This is a genomic window from Pontivivens nitratireducens (genome assembly GCF_011290545.1).
GTDB classification, from domain to species: domain Bacteria; phylum Pseudomonadota; class Alphaproteobacteria; order Rhodobacterales; family Rhodobacteraceae; genus Pontivivens; species Pontivivens nitratireducens.
On sequence record NZ_CP049811.1, the window covers coordinates 175,100 to 192,329 of the forward strand.

Below are 17,230 nucleotides of genomic sequence, written 5' to 3' on the forward strand. Positions count from 1 at the left end.
AATCGTAAGGGGTCACACGATGGCGCGCCGTTCCACATTTGCCTGCCGCAGGATCTGTACCGCCGATGTCGTGAACAGCCCCGCCATGATGCCCGCGACGATCAGGTCGGGCCAGCCGGTCGCCGTGCCCCAGACGCCCAACGCCGCGATCATCACCGCCACGTTGCCGATGGCGTCGTTGCGTGAACACAGCCAGACCGAGCGCACATTGGCATCGCCATCCTTGTACCGCAGCAGCAATGCGACGCTGATCAGATTGGCCAACAGGGCCAGGAACCCGATCACACCCATGACCTCGGCCTGCGGGACGCCTTGAACGAACACCTTGTGGATTGTCGAGCCGAAGACCCACGCCCCCATGGCCAGCAGGCTGAACCCCTTGATGATCGCCGCCGTACTGCGCACCCGAATCGAGGCACCGATGACCGCCAGCGACAGACCGTAGGTCGCCGCATCGCCCAGAAAGTCCAGCGCGTCGGCCTGCAATGCCTGTGAACGGGCCGCCTGCCCCGCCGCCATTTCCACCACGAACATTACGGCGTTGATCGCGATCACCATCCACAACCTGCGCTTGTAATCTGGCGAAAGGCCCTCAAACGTGGCCTCTTGATTGCAGCATCCTGCCGACATGGGAACTCCTGTACTTGCGTCAGCGAGCAACCTAATGTCTCTAGCTGCTAGAGGTTCAAGGGGTAATTCATGTTTTCCATCGGCACGATGTCCGACCGCACCGGGGTCAAAGTTCCGACGATCCGCTATTACGAGGATATGGGTCTGCTCGCCCCGGCCGAACGCACCGCAGGCAACCAGCGCCGCTACGACCAGGCCGCGCTCGATCGTCTGACATTCATCCGGCACGCCCGCGATCTGGGCTTTTCGATCGAGGCGATTTCGGAACTGATCGCGCTGGGCGAACACCCCGATCAGCCCTGCGCGGGGGCCTCACGCATTGCGCACGACCAGTTGGCGGACGTGCGCGCGCGTCTGGCGCGCCTGCAACGGCTGGAGGTCGAACTGACCCGGATCGTCGCAGGATGCTCGGGCGATGGAACGCTGGACCAGTGCCACGTCATGGCGGCACTGGCCGATCACGATCATTGCCTGACGGAGCATTAGGCCCGATATCCACCCGTTTCGGCGCGGCGGACCGCAGCGCTCCCGTTCAGCAGTCCCCCCCGGTCAGCGCGTTCCCTCGGGCCTGCGCATGACCGCGGTACGCAGGGCATTTTCCACCTGCCGCCGCTTGGAGTCAGAGGCAAGCTTCATCCCGAACAGATCCTTGACATAGAACGTGTCCACCGCCTGTTCACCATAGGTCGCGATGATGGCCGAGAATATGTTGATGTTTGCCGCCGCCAGCTCTCGCGTCAGGTCGTGCAGCAAACCGGGGCGGTCGCGGGTGTCCACCTCGATGATGGTGAACAGATCGGATCCTGAATTGTCGAAGGTGATATTCGTCGGCACCACGAAATCGCGCTCACGCCGTTTGATCTTGTCGCGTGTCTCCAGCTCCTTTCGGGCCAGAACCTCGCCCATCAATGTGCTGCGAACCGTTTTTGCCAACCGGTCCAGCCGCCGCGCCTCATAGGGGTTTTCCTCACCGTCCTGTATCCAGAACACCGAAATCGCATAGCCGTCCGAGGTGGTATAGCTGCGTGCGTCCAGAACGTTCGCCCCCACCATCGCCAGCGCCCCGGCCATGCGCGCGAAGGCACCCGGATGGTCGGAGTTCACGAAGGTGGCGCGGGTCGCGTCCCGGTCCGGGTCCTCGGTAAAATCGCTGCCGATGGAATTGTCGCCCACCGTTCCGATAATGCGTGCGACAGTGATATGCGTCGCCGTGGGCAGGCCCAGCCAGTAGGGCGTGTAGTGCCGGTCCAGCTCCCGCTGGATCTGTGCCTGCGGCAGGTCAGAGATAGCCGCGACCAGCGCAGCCTTTGCTTCCTCTTCACGCTGATGACGGCTGGGGCTGTTGATCCCGTCCGTCAGATAGTCGCGCGTGGCGGAATAAAGCTGGCGCAGAAGAGTCGCCTTCCAGTTATTCCAGGTGTTCGGACCGACGCCGCGAATGTCGCAGACGGTCAGGACCAGCAACAGCTTCAGCCGTTCCTGACTGGCCACGGTGCTTGCGAATCCACTGACCGTGCGGGCATCGGATATATCGCGTTTCTGGGCGGTATCGCTCATCAGCAAGTGATTGCGGACCAGCCAGACGACCGTCTGCGTGTCCGCCTCGTTCAGCCCCAGACGCGGGCAGATCTCGGCTGCTATCTCCGCGCCCACAATGGAATGGTCCTGTGGCAGGCCCTTGCCGATATCGTGCAGCAACACCGCCACATACAGGGCGCGGCGATTGACGACGCCGCCCATGATCGACGTGGCGTAAGGCAGTTCGTCCTTCAGCACGCCCCTCTCGATCCGCGACAGGACCGACAGGCAGGTGATGGTATGCTCGTCCACCGTGTAGTGGTGATACATGTTGAACTGCATCATCGCGACGATCCGGCCGAATTCCGGCATGAACGCGCCCAGCACGCCCGTCTCGTTCATGCGCCGCAATCCGCGTTCGGGGTTGGAGCGACCAAGCAGGATGTCCATGAAGATCGCATTCGCGCGCGAATCGTTGCGGATTTCCTCCAACCGATCCAGATTCGCCGTCGCCAGACGCAGCGCATCGGGGTGGATCAGCGCATCCACCTCCAGACCGATCTTGAAAAGCAGCAACATGTTGACCGGATCGCTCAGGAACGTCTCAGGGTCGGTGGCGGTCAACCGTCCATCCACCAGAGTGAACCCTTCGGGTGTCGTGTCGTCGTCGCGCCCGAAAATGCCGCGCAGCTTGCGCCCCAGCGACGGCTTGGCCTTGATGTGCTTGGCCTCCAGCGCGACGAGGAAGATCCGGCTCAACTCCCCGACCGATCTGGCGTGCAGGAAATAGACCTGCATGAAGCGCTCGACGGCGCGTTGCCCCTCGACATCCTCGAACCCCATCGCGGCGGCGACCTCGACCTGATTGTCAAAGCTCAGATGCTCGTTCGCCCGACCGGAGACCAGATGCAGGTGGCAGCGAACCGACCACAGGAATCCGTCCGCGGCGGTGAAGATCGCATATTCATCCTCGGTAAAGACGCCCTTCGCGATCAGCGATTGCGTATCCTCCACATCGTAGAGGTATTTCTCGATCCAGTAGAGCGCCTGCAAATCGCGCAATCCGCCCTTGCTCTCCTTCACGTTCGGTTCGACCAGATAGCGTGAGCCGCCATTGCGTTCATGCCGGGCCTCACGCTCGGCCAGCTTTGCCTCGACAAATTCCGGGCCGGTGTCGCGAAACAGCTCCGGCCAGATTCGGGTGTCCAGCTCCATCGACAGGCTTTCGTCGCCCCAGATCAGGCGGCGTTCCAGCAGCGAGGTTCGGATCGTCATGTCGTCACGCGCCAGTCGAAGGCACTGATCAACGGTGCGGACCGATTGCCCGACCTTCATCTTCAGATCCCACAGAACATAGAGCACCGCTTCGATCAGGCTCTCACCCCAGGCGGTCTGTTTGTGCGGCACCAGAAACAGCAGATCGACATCGGAAAACGGCGCCATCTCCGCTCGACCGAAACCGCCCACGGCCAGAACGGCGACCCGCTCGCCCTGTGTGGGGGTCGGATTGGGATGCAGCCACCGCGCGGCGGCGTCCATCGCCACACGCACCAGACTGTCAGTCAGGCGGGAATATGCACGGGCGGCCTCCGTACCGCAAAGCGGCGCGTCGGCCAATGCGGCTGCGATCTTGGCACGGCCCTGATCGCGTGCAGCGCACAGAACGTCGATGATTGCCTCACGCCGATTTTCGGGATCGGCAGCCTCCATCCGTGACAGGAGGGCCTTTGGGTCGACGATATAGTCCGCCAACTCGAACGAGCTGGCGGACGGATCTGTCATCGCAGTGTCAGAGACCGGAGAATCCGAGTGTTCCGGGGGCGGGATCAACAAGCTTGGGTCCGTCACGGGTCACTTCCATGATCGCGAGCGCACGATCCGTACCGCCATCGGCACGGAAGCGGAATGCGCCCTCCGCCCCGGTGAAACCTGCGGAACGGGTCAGGTTGCGCGCATCGAAGGCACGCGCGTCGCGGCTAGACCGCGCTTCCGCGATCAGCGTATCCGTTGCAGCAATACCATCATAGGCCAAGCTCGCAAGGGGATGTGGGCGCGCACCGTAACGCGCGCTGTAGCGGTTGGAGAACGTGGCGCTGCTGGAAGGATCAACCACGGTGTACCACGCGCCGGCCAGCGCACGCTCGGACGCCATCGCGCCTTCGGTCAGTTCCTGAAGTCCCATGACCTGCGTGCGATCGACGTTCAGCCCATGGAAGGGCAGGAACGAGGCGGCATAGACCAGACCCGTTCCGCGATCGGACAGCAGCAGATTGTCGACACCGTTGCGGATCATCTCATTGGTGAAGAATTCCGCCGCCGCAGGAATCCCCTCGCGCGACCGGGGGTAGGATGCGGTCGCCACCAGTTGCGAGCCTGTTTCACCCGCAGCCTGCCGAACGGCATCCAGGGCGGCTTGCCCTTCGGTATCCTGCGTGTAGATCAGGCCGGTGTTGCGCAGACCGCGAGATGCCGCGAAGGACATCAGGCGCCGCGCGCTGGTGCCGAAGCTGCGTCCCAGGATATAGACGTTGTCGCCCGCCACGGCAGAGTTGTTCGAGAACGACAGCACCGGAATACCCGCCTGCTGCGCAATCGGCGCGACCGCCGCAACGGAGGAGGAGAACAGCGGCCCCACGATGATGTCGGCATCAAGCGCGACCGCCGACGCCGCCGCATCCGCCGCCTGCCCCGGATCGCCGCCTGTCGACAGAACGCTCAGCTCGATGCTGGAATTCGGACGGTCGGCAAGCGCCAGCCGCGCCGCGTTCTCCAGCGCCGAGCCCAGCGCATCACGCTCCGCATCACCACTGCCCGTCGGAACCAGAAGCGCCACACGCACCGGCCCGCTCATGGGGATCTCACCCGGTTGGGGCGTGGACGGAGTGGTTTGCAGGATTGATCCCAGCGAGCCGGACGAGGTTGTCGGCGTGCATCCGGCAAGTGCCGCAAGGCCGAACAGCGCGGCGCCGACGATCCTCTTGAAACGGGGGGCAGGTAAGGTAAGGGCGGACATGAAAACCTCGCTTGGGCAAAACGCATCTGGATGACAGGATATCACAAAGTGTAGTACGGCGGCCTGAGCGGGCAACATTTCGTTTGCTTGCCGACGCATACCATCGGAAGGATCGCTTCATGGGGACAGGACCCGAGCCTGCGCTGCATCTGGTCGCGACGCCGATCGGTGCGGCGCGCGATATCACATTGCACGCCCTCGACATTCTGCGCGATGCGGATGTTCTGGTCGCCGAGGATACCCGCACCTTGCGCCGGTTGATGGAGATCCACGGCATCCCCCTCGCCGGACGCACCGTGCTGGCCTATCACGACCATAACGGACCCGCGATGCGGCCCCGTCTGATGGCCGCGCTGGCCGAGGGGAAGAGCGTGGCCTATGCCTCGGACGCGGGCACGCCGCTGGTCGCAGATCCCGGCTTTCAACTGGCCCGCTCTGCAATCGCCGAGGGGCACAAGGTCCGCGCTGCGCCGGGTGCCTCTGCCGTTCTGGCGGCGCTGACGGTCGCCGGTTTGCCCACAGATCGCTTTCTGTTCGCGGGGTTCGCGCCACAAAAACAGGCCGCCCGCCGTACTTTTCTAAGCACGTTCGGTCGGGTGCCTGCGACGTTGGTCTTCTACGAAAGCCCCAAAAGGGTGGCCTCGATGCTGGCGGACATGGCCCATTCGCTCGGCCCGGATCGACCCGTGGCGGTGTGCCGCGAATTGACGAAGCGGTTCGAGCAGGTGCGGCGCGGACCGCTGGGCCAGATGGCCGAGGAATATGCCCACGAAACCCCGCCGAAAGGAGAAATCGTCATCGTGGTCGGCCCGCCCGAGAGCGAACGCCACGATCAGGAAGATATAGACGAGATGTTGCGGAAAGCCCTCGAAAACCTGCGCTTGCGCGATGCGGCAGATGCGGTCGCACAGGCCACAGGCCTACCGCGACGGGACATCTATCGCAGGGCGCTGGAATTACAGGACGAGTATTAGGGATTTGTTAGCTTTCCGGCGCGATTGTAGCTGGATGAGCATCGAGCCACGCCAACTTGACTTTCTGTCCTGCCTGACCTCAGTGCAGGCCGCGCCTACGGATGCGGCAGCGCGAGCCAAATTTGCACGTCAGCAACGCGGCACCCGGGCATATCACAGCGGTCTGGCAGCCGAGGACACAGTCCTGCGGACATATCGCGCCATGGGCGCTCGCCTGCTCAAACAGCGCTACCGCGTGCGAGAGGGGGAGATCGACCTGATCTTCGAAATGGACGGTGGCATCGTTTTTTGCGAGGTGAAATCCCGACGCACGATCGAGGAGGCCGCTCATTCCATCAGCGCCAGGCAATGGCAACGCTTGGAGCAGGCTGCAAACAGATATATGATGGAGCAAGATGTGGGTGCCGCGACCGACCTTCGCTTCGATGCCGTTTTGATGGACCGCACCGGCGCGATGGAGATCGTTGAGAACGCCCACCTGTTCTGAGGCAGTTGTTTGCAGGTTCGAAAAGGGCGAAAGACGATGATTTTGCGAAATGGAATGATAGTGGCCGGGCTTGCCGCCATGGCGGTGTTGGGCGCGTGCGCGCCGGTCATCTTCGGGGGGGTTGCCACCGGCGCCGTTTCCACCGCCCAGACCCGAAGCACGGGCGAGGCTTTGACCGATGCCGAGATCAAGCTGCGCATCAGCGACGCTCTGCTTCAGGAGGACAGCACCCTCTTCTCACAGGTCGAGACAAGTGTCACCGAAGGGCGCGTGGTCCTGTTGGGCGCGGTTTCGTCGCAGGCCGACAGACAGCGGGCCGAACAACTCGCCCGGGGCATCAATGACGTGCGCGAGGTTATCAACGAACTGATAGTAGCCGATCGCGGCTGGCGCGAGATCGCCAACGATACGCGGATCGATACGGAGATCAGCGCCCGGATTCTGGGGGCAGAGGATGTTCTTTCCGTCAATTATGACATTGAAACGGTCAACGGCACCGTTCATGTGATGGGTCTAGCGCGCAGCATGGAGGAATTGCAGCGCGTCACTGAAATTGCGTCTCGCGTATCGGGCGTAAGGCAGGTGGTCAGCCACGCCCTGCTGACCACGGACCCAAGGCGGCGGCGCGACAACACCTGAAAATCCATTGGATTTCAGACGAAAGGATACGGAATGCCCCTCAAGGTCGCGGTTCAGATGGACCCGCTCGAACATGTCGATATCGACGCGGACAGCAGCTTTCGCATCATGGAGGAAGCGCAGGCCCGCGGGCATTCCCTATTCTACTACACCCCCGACAAGCTGAGCTGGCGCAACGGTCACGTCCATGCCACGGGGCGTCCGGTCGAGATACGGCGCGAGCATGGAAATCACATGGTCGCCGGTGATCCGGTCGAGGTCGATCTTGCCGACATGGACGTGGTCTGGCTGCGACAGGACCCGCCCTTCGACATGGGGTACATCACGACCACGCACTTGCTGGATTTTATTCACCCTGAAACGCTGGTGGTGAACGACCCCACCTGGGTGCGCAATTTCCCCGAGAAATTGCTGGTCCTGCAATTCCCCGATCTGACCCCTCCCACACTTGTGGCGCGGGATCTGGAGGCTTTGCGGGCCTTCAAGACGGAGCACGGGGACGTAATCCTCAAACCGCTCTACGGCAATGGCGGTGCCGGGGTGTTCCGTTTGACGAAGGAGGATCGCAACCTGTCCTCGCTGCATGAGCTGTTCACCAGCATCAACCGTGAACCGCTGATCATGCAGAAGTTCTTGCCGGCGGTCAGCAAGGGCGACAAACGTGTCATCCTCGTGGACGGGGAGCCTGTGGGCGCGATCAACCGCGTTCCGGCAAAGGGTGAAACCCGGTCCAACATGCATGTCGGCGGACGGCCGGAGAAGGTGGAACTGACCGCGCGGGATCGTGAAATCTGCGCGGCGATCGGGCCGACCCTGCGTGAGAAGGGTCAGATCTTCGTTGGCATCGACGTGATCGGTGACTGGCTGACCGAGATCAACGTGACCTCCCCCACCGGATTGCAGGAGCTGGAGCGGTTCGACGGCACCAATGTCACCGCGAAGATCTGGGAAGCGATCGAGCGGCGGCGCACCGGCTGATGTCGTTCCGGCTGACGCTGCTGAATCTGTTCTACCGGTATGTCGAACGACCCCTGCTGGCGCGGGCTACGGATTTCGGCAGGGTCGGCGCCAGACTGGACCGGCAGGCGGCAAGGCTTCACGAACCCGCGGGGACCCATGCCAACCCCGTTCGCATTCCGTATGAGGATGGCTGGATCGACGCCCGCTGGATCAGTACCGGCCGGGCGTCGCGCAGCAAGGTCATCCTGTTCTTTCACGGCGGGGCATATCTGTTCGGCAGCTCCACCTCGCATCGACCGCTTGCCGCTGCCATGGCGGACAGGACGCGGGCGCGGGTGCTGATACCGGACTACCGTCTGGCACCGAATCATCGCTTTCCGGCAGCGATCGAAGACGCGGTATCGTGCTACCGCCATCTGCTGAAGGTCGGTCATGCGCCCGAGGATATCGCCTTGCTGGGCGACAGCGCGGGGGGCGGCATGGTGATGGCCCTGCTGCATCTGTGCGGCACGACCGATCTGCCCTATCCCGCCTGCGCCGTGGCGTTCAGCCCCTGGGTCGACATGACGCTGAGCGGGGCCAGCCATGGACGCAATGCACAGCGTGAGGTCTTGCTGCCAGGACGGAGAATCCCGGAGGCCCGCGATCAATATCTCGGCTCGGCCCCGACCGACGATCCGCGAGCCTCGCCCGTCTTCGGCACCTTCGACGGTGCACCGCCGGTGCTGATACAGGCCAGCCGGGCCGAGATTCTGGAGGATGACGCCCGCGCGATGGCCGCGACACTCAGCAGGCAGGGTGTCGATGTACAGGTCGATTTCTGGGAGAAGACACCGCATTGCTGGCAACATTTGCAAGGGCGCCTGCCCGAGGCGGACGATGCGCTCGACAAGGCAGGGGCGTTCGTGCGGCGCCATTTGGGAACCGACCCACTGGAAACTGACCGTCAGGCGCGCTAGGGAACGCACGTATCCTTCGACGCGAGGCACTCATGACACATCGGATCAACGCGCAGCCCGGCATTCTGGACATCACCCCCTATGTTGGTGGTGAGGGAAAGACCCACGGCGCGAACCATGTGACGAAGCTGTCCTCGAACGAGAATCCGCTTGGCCCCAGCGCACGCGCGGTCGAGGCGTATACCGCCCTTGCCACGAACATCGCGACCTATCCCGACGGCAGCCATTTCGCCCTGCGCACCGCAATCGCCGAGGTGCATGGCCTGCGCGCGGACCGCATTATCTGCGGCTGCGGCTCGGATGAGATCCTCAGCCTGCTCTGTCAGGCTTATGCCGGGCCGGGGACGGAGATCGTCCACACGCAGCATGGCTTCGCGATGTATGCCATCTACGCCAAGGTAGCCGGCTCGACCCCCGTGGTCGTGGCAGAGGATACGCGGCGCACCGACGTGGACGCCCTGCTGGCGGCTGTCACAGACAGGACCCGGCTGGTCTTCGTCGCCAATCCCAACAACCCCACTGGCACGCTGATCCCCGATGCCGAGATTGAGCGTCTGGCCGACAATCTGCCGCCACATGTCCTGCTGGTGATGGACGGGGCCTATGCCGAATTCGTGCGCGAACCGGGCTATGACGGCTACGCCGGATTGGTGGGGCGGCGCGACAACGTGGTGATGACCCGGACGTTTTCAAAGGTCTACGGGCTGGGCGCGTTGCGCGTGGGCTGGGCCTACGGGCCGGATCACGTGATCGACGTGCTCAACCGTGTGCGCGGGCCGTTCAACGTGACGGCTGCCGGCCTCGCCGCAGCGGAGGCGGCGGTGCGCGACACCGAATGGACAGAACATTGCGTGATCCAGAACGAGGTCTGGCGCGAATGGCTGGCGCGGCAACTGGCCCGCGCCGGGATCGACAGCGACCCCTCGCACGGGAATTTCATCTGCGCCCGTTTCCCCGATGTGGACACCGCGAAGGCCGCCGATGCCGCGCTGCGCCAGCGCGGCTATATCGTGCGCGACGTGCAGGGCTATGATCTGCCCGGTTGCCTGCGGATCACCATCGGGGACGAGACGGCAACCCGAGCCGTTGCGGACATCCTGACGAAATTCATGGCCGCGCGATGATTTATGAACGTGTCGCACTGATCGGGCTGGGCCTGATCGCGGGATCCATAGCACTGGCCGCCAAGCGGCGCGGGCTCGCGGAGGAAATCGTCGGTACCGCCCGCACGGCGCAAACGCGAGAGACCGCGCTGCGCATCGGACTGGTGGATCAGGTGTTCGCCACCCCGGCGGAGGCTGTCGCCGGGGTCGATCTGGTGATCCTGTGCGTTCCGGTCGGCGCAATGGCCGATGTCGCGGCGGAGATCGGACCGCATTTGAAACCGGGCTGCGTCGTGTCGGATGTTGGATCCGTCAAGCAGGCGGTGATAGACGCCGTGGCACCGCATCTGCCCGCCGGAACAGTCTTCGTTCCTGCGCATCCGCTGGCGGGGACCGAGCATTCCGGCCCGGAATCCGGCTTTGCCACGCTGTTCGACAACCGCTTTTGCATCCTGACCCCGCCGGAGGATACGGCACCGCAGGATGTCGCCCGCTATCGCGGTTTCTGGGAAGGGATGGGCGCGCGGGTCGAGGAGATGGACGCCGAACATCACGACCGGGTGCTGGCGGTGACCAGTCATGTGCCGCACCTGATCGCCTATACCATGGTGGGTGTCGCGGACGATCTGCGCCGCGTGACCAATTCCGAGGTCATCAAGTTTTCCGCCGCCGGGTTTCGTGATTTCACCCGCATCGCCGCGTCCGACCCCACGATGTGGCGGGATGTGTTCCTGAACAACGAGGCCGCGACGCTGGAGATTCTGGGCCGCTTCACCGAGGAGCTGTTCACCTTGCAGCGCGCCATCCGCAAGGGCGACGGCGATCTGCTGTTCGATCATTTCACCCGCACCCGTGCAATCCGGCGCGGCATTCTGGATGCGGGTCAGGACACGGACGCGCCTGATTTTGGACGCAAGCGGAACGATTAACGCAGGCGCGGCGCCTCTCCCAACGGCAGGGGGCCGATCCGGGTAACGCCGTCCGAAAACGTCAGCGGTGCGTCCAGCGTGTTGCTGTCCCCACCCGCGGCGGCGAGCAGGCGCAACCCGAACTGGGCGGCCTGCGCCGTGCTCTGGTCCAACGCGCCGTTGGCCACTGCCAAGGCCAGCATATCCTCCCAATTGCGGGCCCGCACATTCATGCGACCCTCGGCAAACCCACGGGCATCGGCCACCACATCCCCTTGGGCCCGCAGGTCGAGCTGCCCCCAAACGGCGCTGATATCCGCGATGTCCAACGCGGCCAGCGGCGGGGGATCACGCTCCAACGTGCGCAGGCTGACCGGCGCTTCGAATGTGGCGAGGGCATCGACATGCACCGTCTCGATGGTGGCGGGCAATAGGTTTCTGGGGTCGAACTGCCGACGCAGATCGCCCGAAAGCGTGGCATCGGTCAGTGTCAGGCCGAATCTGTGCCGGGTCGGGTCCGGCGTATCCTCCGGCTGCTGCGTGGCGACGGCCAGTTCAGGCACCTCGACTGTCCAGCCGGCTGTGCTGTCGATGGTCACGTCGCGCCCTTCGATGCGCGCGCGGTCCAGCTCAAACTGTCCGTTCGCGGACACGGCCAGCGAGGCGCGCAGAACCTCACCCTCGACGCTCACACGCTGATAGGGGGACGCGATCATGTGCTGGCCGGGCCAGACGGCGATGATTTCGAACGGTTGATAGCTGAGGGTCAGCATCTCGAACCGCGGCCCCTGCCATGACCAGCCGCTGTCTGGATCGGCCAGCGCCACGTCGGTCAGGATCGTGTCGACGCGGTTGGGATAGCCGGTCACGCGCAGATCGCCATATTCCGCGACCCAGCCATCGGCCTGTCGCTCGGCGAACCATGTCTCCACCGCGTCGCGACGCATGCCGGCATTGACCCACCAATAGGCGGACCATCCGACCACGGCGACGATGAGCACTACGAATATTGCTTTAAACGACATGACGATCCCTCTCGATCCTTCGGTCTCAAGGGCCTATATCATGGCGCTGTCGGGAGGAAGAGCAATGGACATACGCGGATTATGGGTCTTCGGCTACGGTTCGCTGATGTGGAATCCGGGCTTCGCGCATGAGGAGCGGCAGGTCGCCACCTTGCAGGGATACCGCCGTTCGTTCTGCATGCACTCGATCGAACATCGCGGCACGCGGGAGGAGCCGGGACTGGTTCTGGCATTGGAGGAGATGGCCCCGGCCCATTGCTACGGCGTCGCCTTTCGCCCGGTTGCTGACCATGCGGATGCGACCCTGGCCTATCTGCGGGAGCGCGAGCTGGTGACCGATGCCTATCTGGAACGGGTCTGCCCGATCGAGTTGGCCGATGGGCGCGAGGTGCAGGCGCTGACCTACGTGATGGATCTGAACCACGTGCAATATGCGCGCGGTCTGACGTTGGAGGAGCAGGCCCGCATCATCGCGCGCGCGGTCGGCGGGCGTGGCCCGAATACGGAATACCTGACCGCCACCGTCGCCGCCCTGCGTGAACAGAACATCGCGGACGACGAACTGCACACGCTGGAGGAACTGGTGAGCGGCCTCAGCCGCCGCTGAGCTGTCGCGCCACGATACGGAACCACGACCCGTCGGCACGCATCGCCGCCAGCCCGCGATTGAGGCGGGAAATCGCCGCGACCCCCGCTGGATTGGACTGATTTGCGACCGCATGAAGGGTCACGCCACGTTCCAGCGCCGGAACCGCGACGACGCGCCCCTCCAGACCTGTCGCCGCGATGGCCGCGGGCGCCTGGTTTCGGGGAATGCTGACCACATCGGTCTGACCGGCGGCCAGCGCCTCGAAACAGGCGGTCGCATTGGCCGGAGTGCTCAACGCGCCCCCGCGACCGGGCAGACGGTCCGCGTCCAGATCGAAGGTAAACAGGCCCTCAGGACGGCAGATGCGCGACCCGCTCAATTCAGCAGGATCGACGGCCCCTGAAACCGGGCTGCCGCTCAACGTCCATGCCGCCATCGGGATCTCGTGAAATGGCTGGGAGAAGGCGTATTTCGCGCACAATTCGATCATCTCGACGGCCAGAGTCTCGATCACATTGCAATCGGGGCGGATGGACGGAAAGCCGACATCATAGGCCTCACTGCCCATCGCGCGCAGGAAACCGGGCAGATCGCGCACGACCGTGGTTTCGATCTGCGCATCGGGCAGAGTGTCGAGATACGCGGTTTCGAGCAGCTCCGTCGCCAGGCCACCATTGGGAAGGTCGCGCCCGGAATAAGGCGCGTTTCCGTCATATGTCACGAAGCTGACATTGAGGGCGGCGGGCGATTCCGGCGCGGTCATCTCGCTTTCGGGCACGGGGTCCTGCACTGGCGCGGCCGCCGGGACGGGCTGTTCGCGAGGCTCTGGCTCCTCCACGCGCACCGGTGTGCCGGCCGCAGTGCCGTTACCGGCACACGGTATATCCAGAACGCTGCCGACCTCGATCAGATTGGGGTTCGGCCCGATAACCAATTGATTGGCTTGGTAGAGAGGGCGAAAATTGTCTTCGCCATAGGCCCGCAGATTGATTGCGCGCAGGGTATCGCCGGGCTGAATCGTATAGGGCTGACATGCGGTCTGCGCCATGGCCGTGGTCGCGCCGAGCACGCCGATTGCGCCCACGGCACACAATAGTAGCTTCATTTTCACGCCTGTCCCCTGCGTATGGTCTTCGGTGGTGTCGGGACATTTGCGCATGAAACGCCAAGTCTTTGCAAGTCTGGCTGCGGTCCCCACCCTGGTCCCCCTTGCCGCGTCCGGACGCAAGTATGCGATTGGATTGCCGGGCCAAGCTGCGTAAGATCGCGAAAAAGACAGGCGGGCGCGCGGAATGCTATTGGAAACCGAAAAAGAACCTCAGTTCTCACAGCCGATCAGACAAGTCGTGCTTATGGTGCTGGTCCTGGTGCTGACAGCGATCGGGGGCGGCCTGATCTATAGCAGCATCGCGCCGATCTTCCTTGCGAACATCTATCTCAACGGCTTTATCCTCGCCATGTTTGTGGTCGGCGTGCTGGCGTGTTTCTGGCAGGTTCTGCAACTCATCAGCTCCGTGAACTGGATCGAGGGGTTCGCGCTGAACCGACCGGGCCACGAATTCGTGCAATCCCCGCGATTGCTGGCCTCGCTGGCGGCCTTGCTCAAGGATCAGCGGGCGCGGCTCGGCCTGACATCCAACTCCAGCCGGTCCATCCTCGATTCCGTGGCGACCCGTTTGGATGAGGCGCGCGACATCACGCGCTACATCATCAACCTTCTGATTTTCCTCGGTCTTCTGGGAACGTTCTACGGCCTTGCCACAACCGTGCCCGCGGTGGTGGAGACGATCCGCTCCCTCGCGCCGTCCGAGGGGGAGCAGGGCATCGCCGTGTTCGAGCGGTTGATGAGCGGTCTGGAAAGCCAGCTTGGCGGCATGGGCACGGCGTTTGCCTCATCCCTTCTGGGCCTTGCCGGATCGCTGGTCGTGGGGATGCTTGAGCTGTTCGCGGGCCACGGGCAGAACCGGTTCTATATGGAGCTGGAAGAGTGGCTTTCCTCGATCACGCGCATCGGCGTGGCAAGCGCCGATGGTGAGGGGGAGGCCGAGGGCGGCGTGGCCTATGACCTGGCCGGTCTGGGTGAACTGATGCACCGGGCCGAGGAACGCCGGGTCGAGGATGGCGCCCGCATGGCTGAGCTGATCGGCAGCATTTCCGCCCTGGCGCGCAATCTGGAGGGGGGGCACAACACATCCGACCCCACCCTGACTCGCATCGCCGACGGGCAGGATCGCCTGATCGCCCTGATGGAGGCCCGTGACGCGGAGTCCGGCGCACTGGACGACGAAACCCGGATGCGGCTCAAGAATATCGACGTGCAATTGCTGCGTCTGCTGGAGGAACTGTCCGCCGGGCGGCAGGACAGCATCACCGAGATCCGTGCCGAGATCGCGACCCTTACCGCCGCGCTCAGGGGCGACTGATGGCGTTGCGACGGCGATCCGGCGCGGGGTTCACCGCCAATATCTGGCCTGGATTCGTCGATGCGATGACGGCGCTTCTGCTGGTGCTGATGTTCGTGCTGACGATTTTCATGGTTATGCAGTTCGTGCTCCAGGAAACGATCAACGGGCAGGATCGCAGGCTTGAGGAACTCGGCTCCGAACTGGCCACCCTGGCCGAGGCATTGGGGCTGGAACAGCAACGGTCCGATCAGCTCGAAACCAATGTCGCCGATCTGGCCGGATCGTTGAGCGAGAGCGAAGCAATCTCCGAGACGCGCCGCCTGACCATCGCGGCGCTGGAGGCGGACATCGCCGACGCCACCACACGCATTGCCAGCTTTGAATCGCAGGTTGCCTCGTTGCTGGCCCGCAACTCCGATCTGGACACGGCCCTTGCTGCCGCCCGCGACGAAAGCGCCGAGCGCGCGGAACAGCTTGCCGCCACGACGGATGAGCTGACCGCCACGACCCAGGAGGTCGCCCGACTGCGCGATGCGAACGCGGAAGTCATCTCCCGCGCGGAAGCCCTGCAACTTGCCCTAGCCCAGGCCCGGGAGGAGATCGACGAAAAGACCGAAGCCGCCCGTCTGGCCGCCGCACAGCGGGAGGCGCTGGAAACCCTGATCGCCGACTTGCAGAGTGAGGCCGCCGCCCAGCAGGCAACCCTCGCCGATCTGTCCGTGCAACTGGATGCCAGCCGTGCCGAGGGCGACCGACGCGCCAGCCGCATCACCGAACTGGCCGCCGCCCTGCAGGACACCACGCAGGAGCGGGATGCGCTGAGCGAAGCCGGAACCGCCCTGCGGGCCGAACTCGATACCCTTGAAACCCGCCTGAGCGCCGAGCAACAGGCCCGGTTGGAGGAGCAGGCCGCCATCGCCGCATTGCAGGATCGGCTCGACACCACGCAAACCGCCCTGAGCGAGGAGGAGCGTGCCCGCTTGGAGGAAGCCGCCGCTGTCGAACGCCTCCGAACCCAACTGGCCGACAATCAGGAAGCGTTGAGCGAAGCAGAGCGTGCAAGCCTGGCCGAGGCCGCCGCGACCGCGGCCCTGCGCGCCCGTCTGGCCGAGGCGGACACCGAACTGTCCGCGATGACCCTCGCCCTCGAACAACAACGGCAGGAGGCGGAGGAGACGCTTACTCTACTCGCCGCCGCTGAATCCGCACGCGCATTGGTCGAAACCGCCCGCGCGGATGAGTTGAGCGAACTAGAACGTCAGCGCGCCCTGTTGGCGCAGGCCAACGCCTTGTTGACCGAACAAAGGTCAGAAACGACCGAGGCCCGTCGTGAGGTCGCCCTGCTCAACCAGCAAGCGGCCGCCCTGCGCCAACAGCTTTCCACCCTGCAAGCGTTGCTGGACGAATCCAACGCGCGCGACGCCGAAAACGAGGTCCGCATCGAAGCGTTGGGCAGCCAGTTGAACACTGCCCTCGCACAGGTCGCGGCGGAACAACGCCGCCGCGCCGACGCGCTGGAGGATGAGGCGGAGCAATTGCGCCAGTATCGTTCGGAGTTCTTCGGCCGGATGCGGGAGCTTTTGGGCAATCAGGAGGGGGTACGCGTGGTCGGGGACCGCTTCGTGTTCTCCTCCGAGGTGCTGTTCGAACCCGGCTCCGCTTCCCTGGGTTTCGACGGACGCAAACAGATCACCGACGTGGCTCGCGTTATCCAGAGCATCGCGGGCGAAATACCCGAGGATATCGATTGGATCCTGCAAGTGAACGGTCACACCGACCGCATTCCGGTCGGCACCACGTCCGAATACGCCGACAATTGGGAGTTGAGCCAGGCCCGCGCCCTGTCGGTCGTGCGCTATCTGTCCGAGGTCGAAGGCATCCCCTCCGACCGTCTGGCCGCCGCCGGATATGGCGAATATCAGCCCGTGGACGACGGAACCAGCTTCGAGGCCCTCGCCCGCAACCGGCGGATCGAGTTGAAATTCACCGAGCGCTAGGCGCGGGAGCACAACCACGTACG

At 64.0% G+C, this 17,230-nt stretch carries 16 protein-coding genes; 11 read left to right on the forward strand and 5 right to left on the reverse strand.

Going from position 1 to position 17,230, the window contains the following annotated elements:
- Nucleotides 1–12: 12 nt before the first annotated feature.
- Entirely contained in the window at nt 13–630 is a 618-nt protein-coding gene (locus G8E03_RS00870; protein ID WP_166187559.1) for a cation efflux transmembrane domain-containing protein, read from the reverse strand.
- Nucleotides 631–699: 69 nt separating this feature from the next.
- On the opposite strand from G8E03_RS00870, the gene G8E03_RS00875 reads away from it, so the two are divergent.
- Complete coding sequence (locus G8E03_RS00875) at nt 700–1,116, forward strand: MerR family transcriptional regulator (RefSeq protein WP_166187561.1); 417 nt, start codon at nt 700–702, stop codon at nt 1,114–1,116.
- Nucleotides 1,117–1,179: 63 nt separating this feature from the next.
- Here G8E03_RS00875 and G8E03_RS00880 read toward each other — a convergent pair whose 3' ends face one another.
- A complete protein-coding gene (locus G8E03_RS00880; protein WP_166187563.1) occupies nt 1,180–3,930 on the reverse strand; it encodes a [protein-PII] uridylyltransferase in 2,751 nt (916 codons plus the stop codon).
- A 7-nt stretch (nt 3,931–3,937) separates the two neighbouring features.
- Nucleotides 3,938–5,161, reverse strand: coding sequence for a penicillin-binding protein activator (locus G8E03_RS00885; RefSeq protein ID WP_166187565.1), 1,224 nt, complete (start codon nt 5,159–5,161; stop codon nt 3,938–3,940).
- A 119-nt stretch (nt 5,162–5,280) separates the two neighbouring features.
- On the opposite strand from G8E03_RS00885, the gene rsmI reads away from it, so the two are divergent.
- Genes rsmI through G8E03_RS00920 form a run of 7 tightly spaced genes read left to right on the forward strand, consistent with a single transcriptional unit; the run spans nt 5,281 to nt 11,212 of the window.
- A complete protein-coding gene (rsmI, locus tag G8E03_RS00890; protein WP_166187567.1) occupies nt 5,281–6,135 on the forward strand; it encodes a 16S rRNA (cytidine(1402)-2'-O)-methyltransferase in 855 nt (284 codons plus the stop codon).
- 34 nt (nt 6,136–6,169) lie between these two features.
- Entirely contained in the window at nt 6,170–6,622 is a 453-nt protein-coding gene (locus G8E03_RS00895) for a YraN family protein (protein WP_166187569.1), read from the forward strand.
- Between the two features lie 36 nt (nt 6,623–6,658).
- Nucleotides 6,659–7,261 (forward strand): BON domain-containing protein, encoded by a 603-nt coding sequence (locus G8E03_RS00900; RefSeq protein ID WP_166187571.1) that lies wholly within the window; start codon nt 6,659–6,661, stop codon nt 7,259–7,261.
- A gap of 33 nt (nt 7,262–7,294) precedes the next feature.
- Nucleotides 7,295–8,239 carry a glutathione synthase gene (gene gshB / locus G8E03_RS00905; protein ID WP_166187574.1) on the forward strand — a complete coding sequence of 315 codons (945 nt, stop codon included), beginning with the start codon at nt 7,295–7,297 and terminating at the stop codon, nt 8,237–8,239.
- On the forward strand, nt 8,239–9,180 hold the full coding sequence (locus G8E03_RS00910) for an alpha/beta hydrolase (RefSeq protein ID WP_166187577.1): 942 nt from the start codon (nt 8,239–8,241) through the stop codon (nt 9,178–9,180). The genes gshB and G8E03_RS00910 overlap by 1 nt, the downstream gene beginning before the upstream one ends.
- Nucleotides 9,181–9,212: 32 nt before the next feature.
- Complete coding sequence (hisC, locus tag G8E03_RS00915) at nt 9,213–10,304, forward strand: histidinol-phosphate transaminase (protein ID WP_166187579.1); 1,092 nt, start codon at nt 9,213–9,215, stop codon at nt 10,302–10,304.
- Entirely contained in the window at nt 10,301–11,212 is a 912-nt protein-coding gene (locus G8E03_RS00920; RefSeq protein ID WP_166187581.1) for a prephenate/arogenate dehydrogenase family protein, read from the forward strand. The genes hisC and G8E03_RS00920 overlap by 4 nt, the downstream gene beginning before the upstream one ends.
- Here the strand turns inward: G8E03_RS00920 and G8E03_RS00925 are convergent.
- On the reverse strand, nt 11,209–12,216 hold the full coding sequence (locus G8E03_RS00925; protein ID WP_166187583.1) for a DUF2125 domain-containing protein: 1,008 nt from the start codon (nt 12,214–12,216) through the stop codon (nt 11,209–11,211). The genes G8E03_RS00920 and G8E03_RS00925 overlap by 4 nt on opposite strands.
- Before the next feature lie 64 nt (nt 12,217–12,280).
- Between G8E03_RS00925 and G8E03_RS00930 the strand changes: the two genes are divergently transcribed.
- Nucleotides 12,281–12,823 (forward strand): gamma-glutamylcyclotransferase, encoded by a 543-nt coding sequence (locus G8E03_RS00930; RefSeq protein ID WP_166187585.1) that lies wholly within the window; start codon nt 12,281–12,283, stop codon nt 12,821–12,823.
- Here the strand turns inward: G8E03_RS00930 and G8E03_RS00935 are convergent.
- Nucleotides 12,810–13,910 (reverse strand): transporter substrate-binding domain-containing protein, encoded by a 1,101-nt coding sequence (locus G8E03_RS00935; RefSeq protein WP_166187587.1) that lies wholly within the window; start codon nt 13,908–13,910, stop codon nt 12,810–12,812. The genes G8E03_RS00930 and G8E03_RS00935 overlap by 14 nt on opposite strands.
- A gap of 187 nt (nt 13,911–14,097) precedes the next feature.
- Here G8E03_RS00935 and G8E03_RS00940 point away from each other — a divergent pair, with 187 nt between their 5' ends.
- Entirely contained in the window at nt 14,098–15,228 is a 1,131-nt protein-coding gene (locus G8E03_RS00940) for a biopolymer transporter ExbB (RefSeq protein ID WP_166187589.1), read from the forward strand.
- On the forward strand, nt 15,228–17,207 hold the full coding sequence (locus G8E03_RS00945) for a peptidoglycan -binding protein (protein WP_166187591.1): 1,980 nt from the start codon (nt 15,228–15,230) through the stop codon (nt 17,205–17,207). Before G8E03_RS00940 ends, G8E03_RS00945 begins: the two co-directional genes overlap by 1 nt.
- The last annotated feature ends 23 nt before the right edge of the window (nt 17,208–17,230 follow it).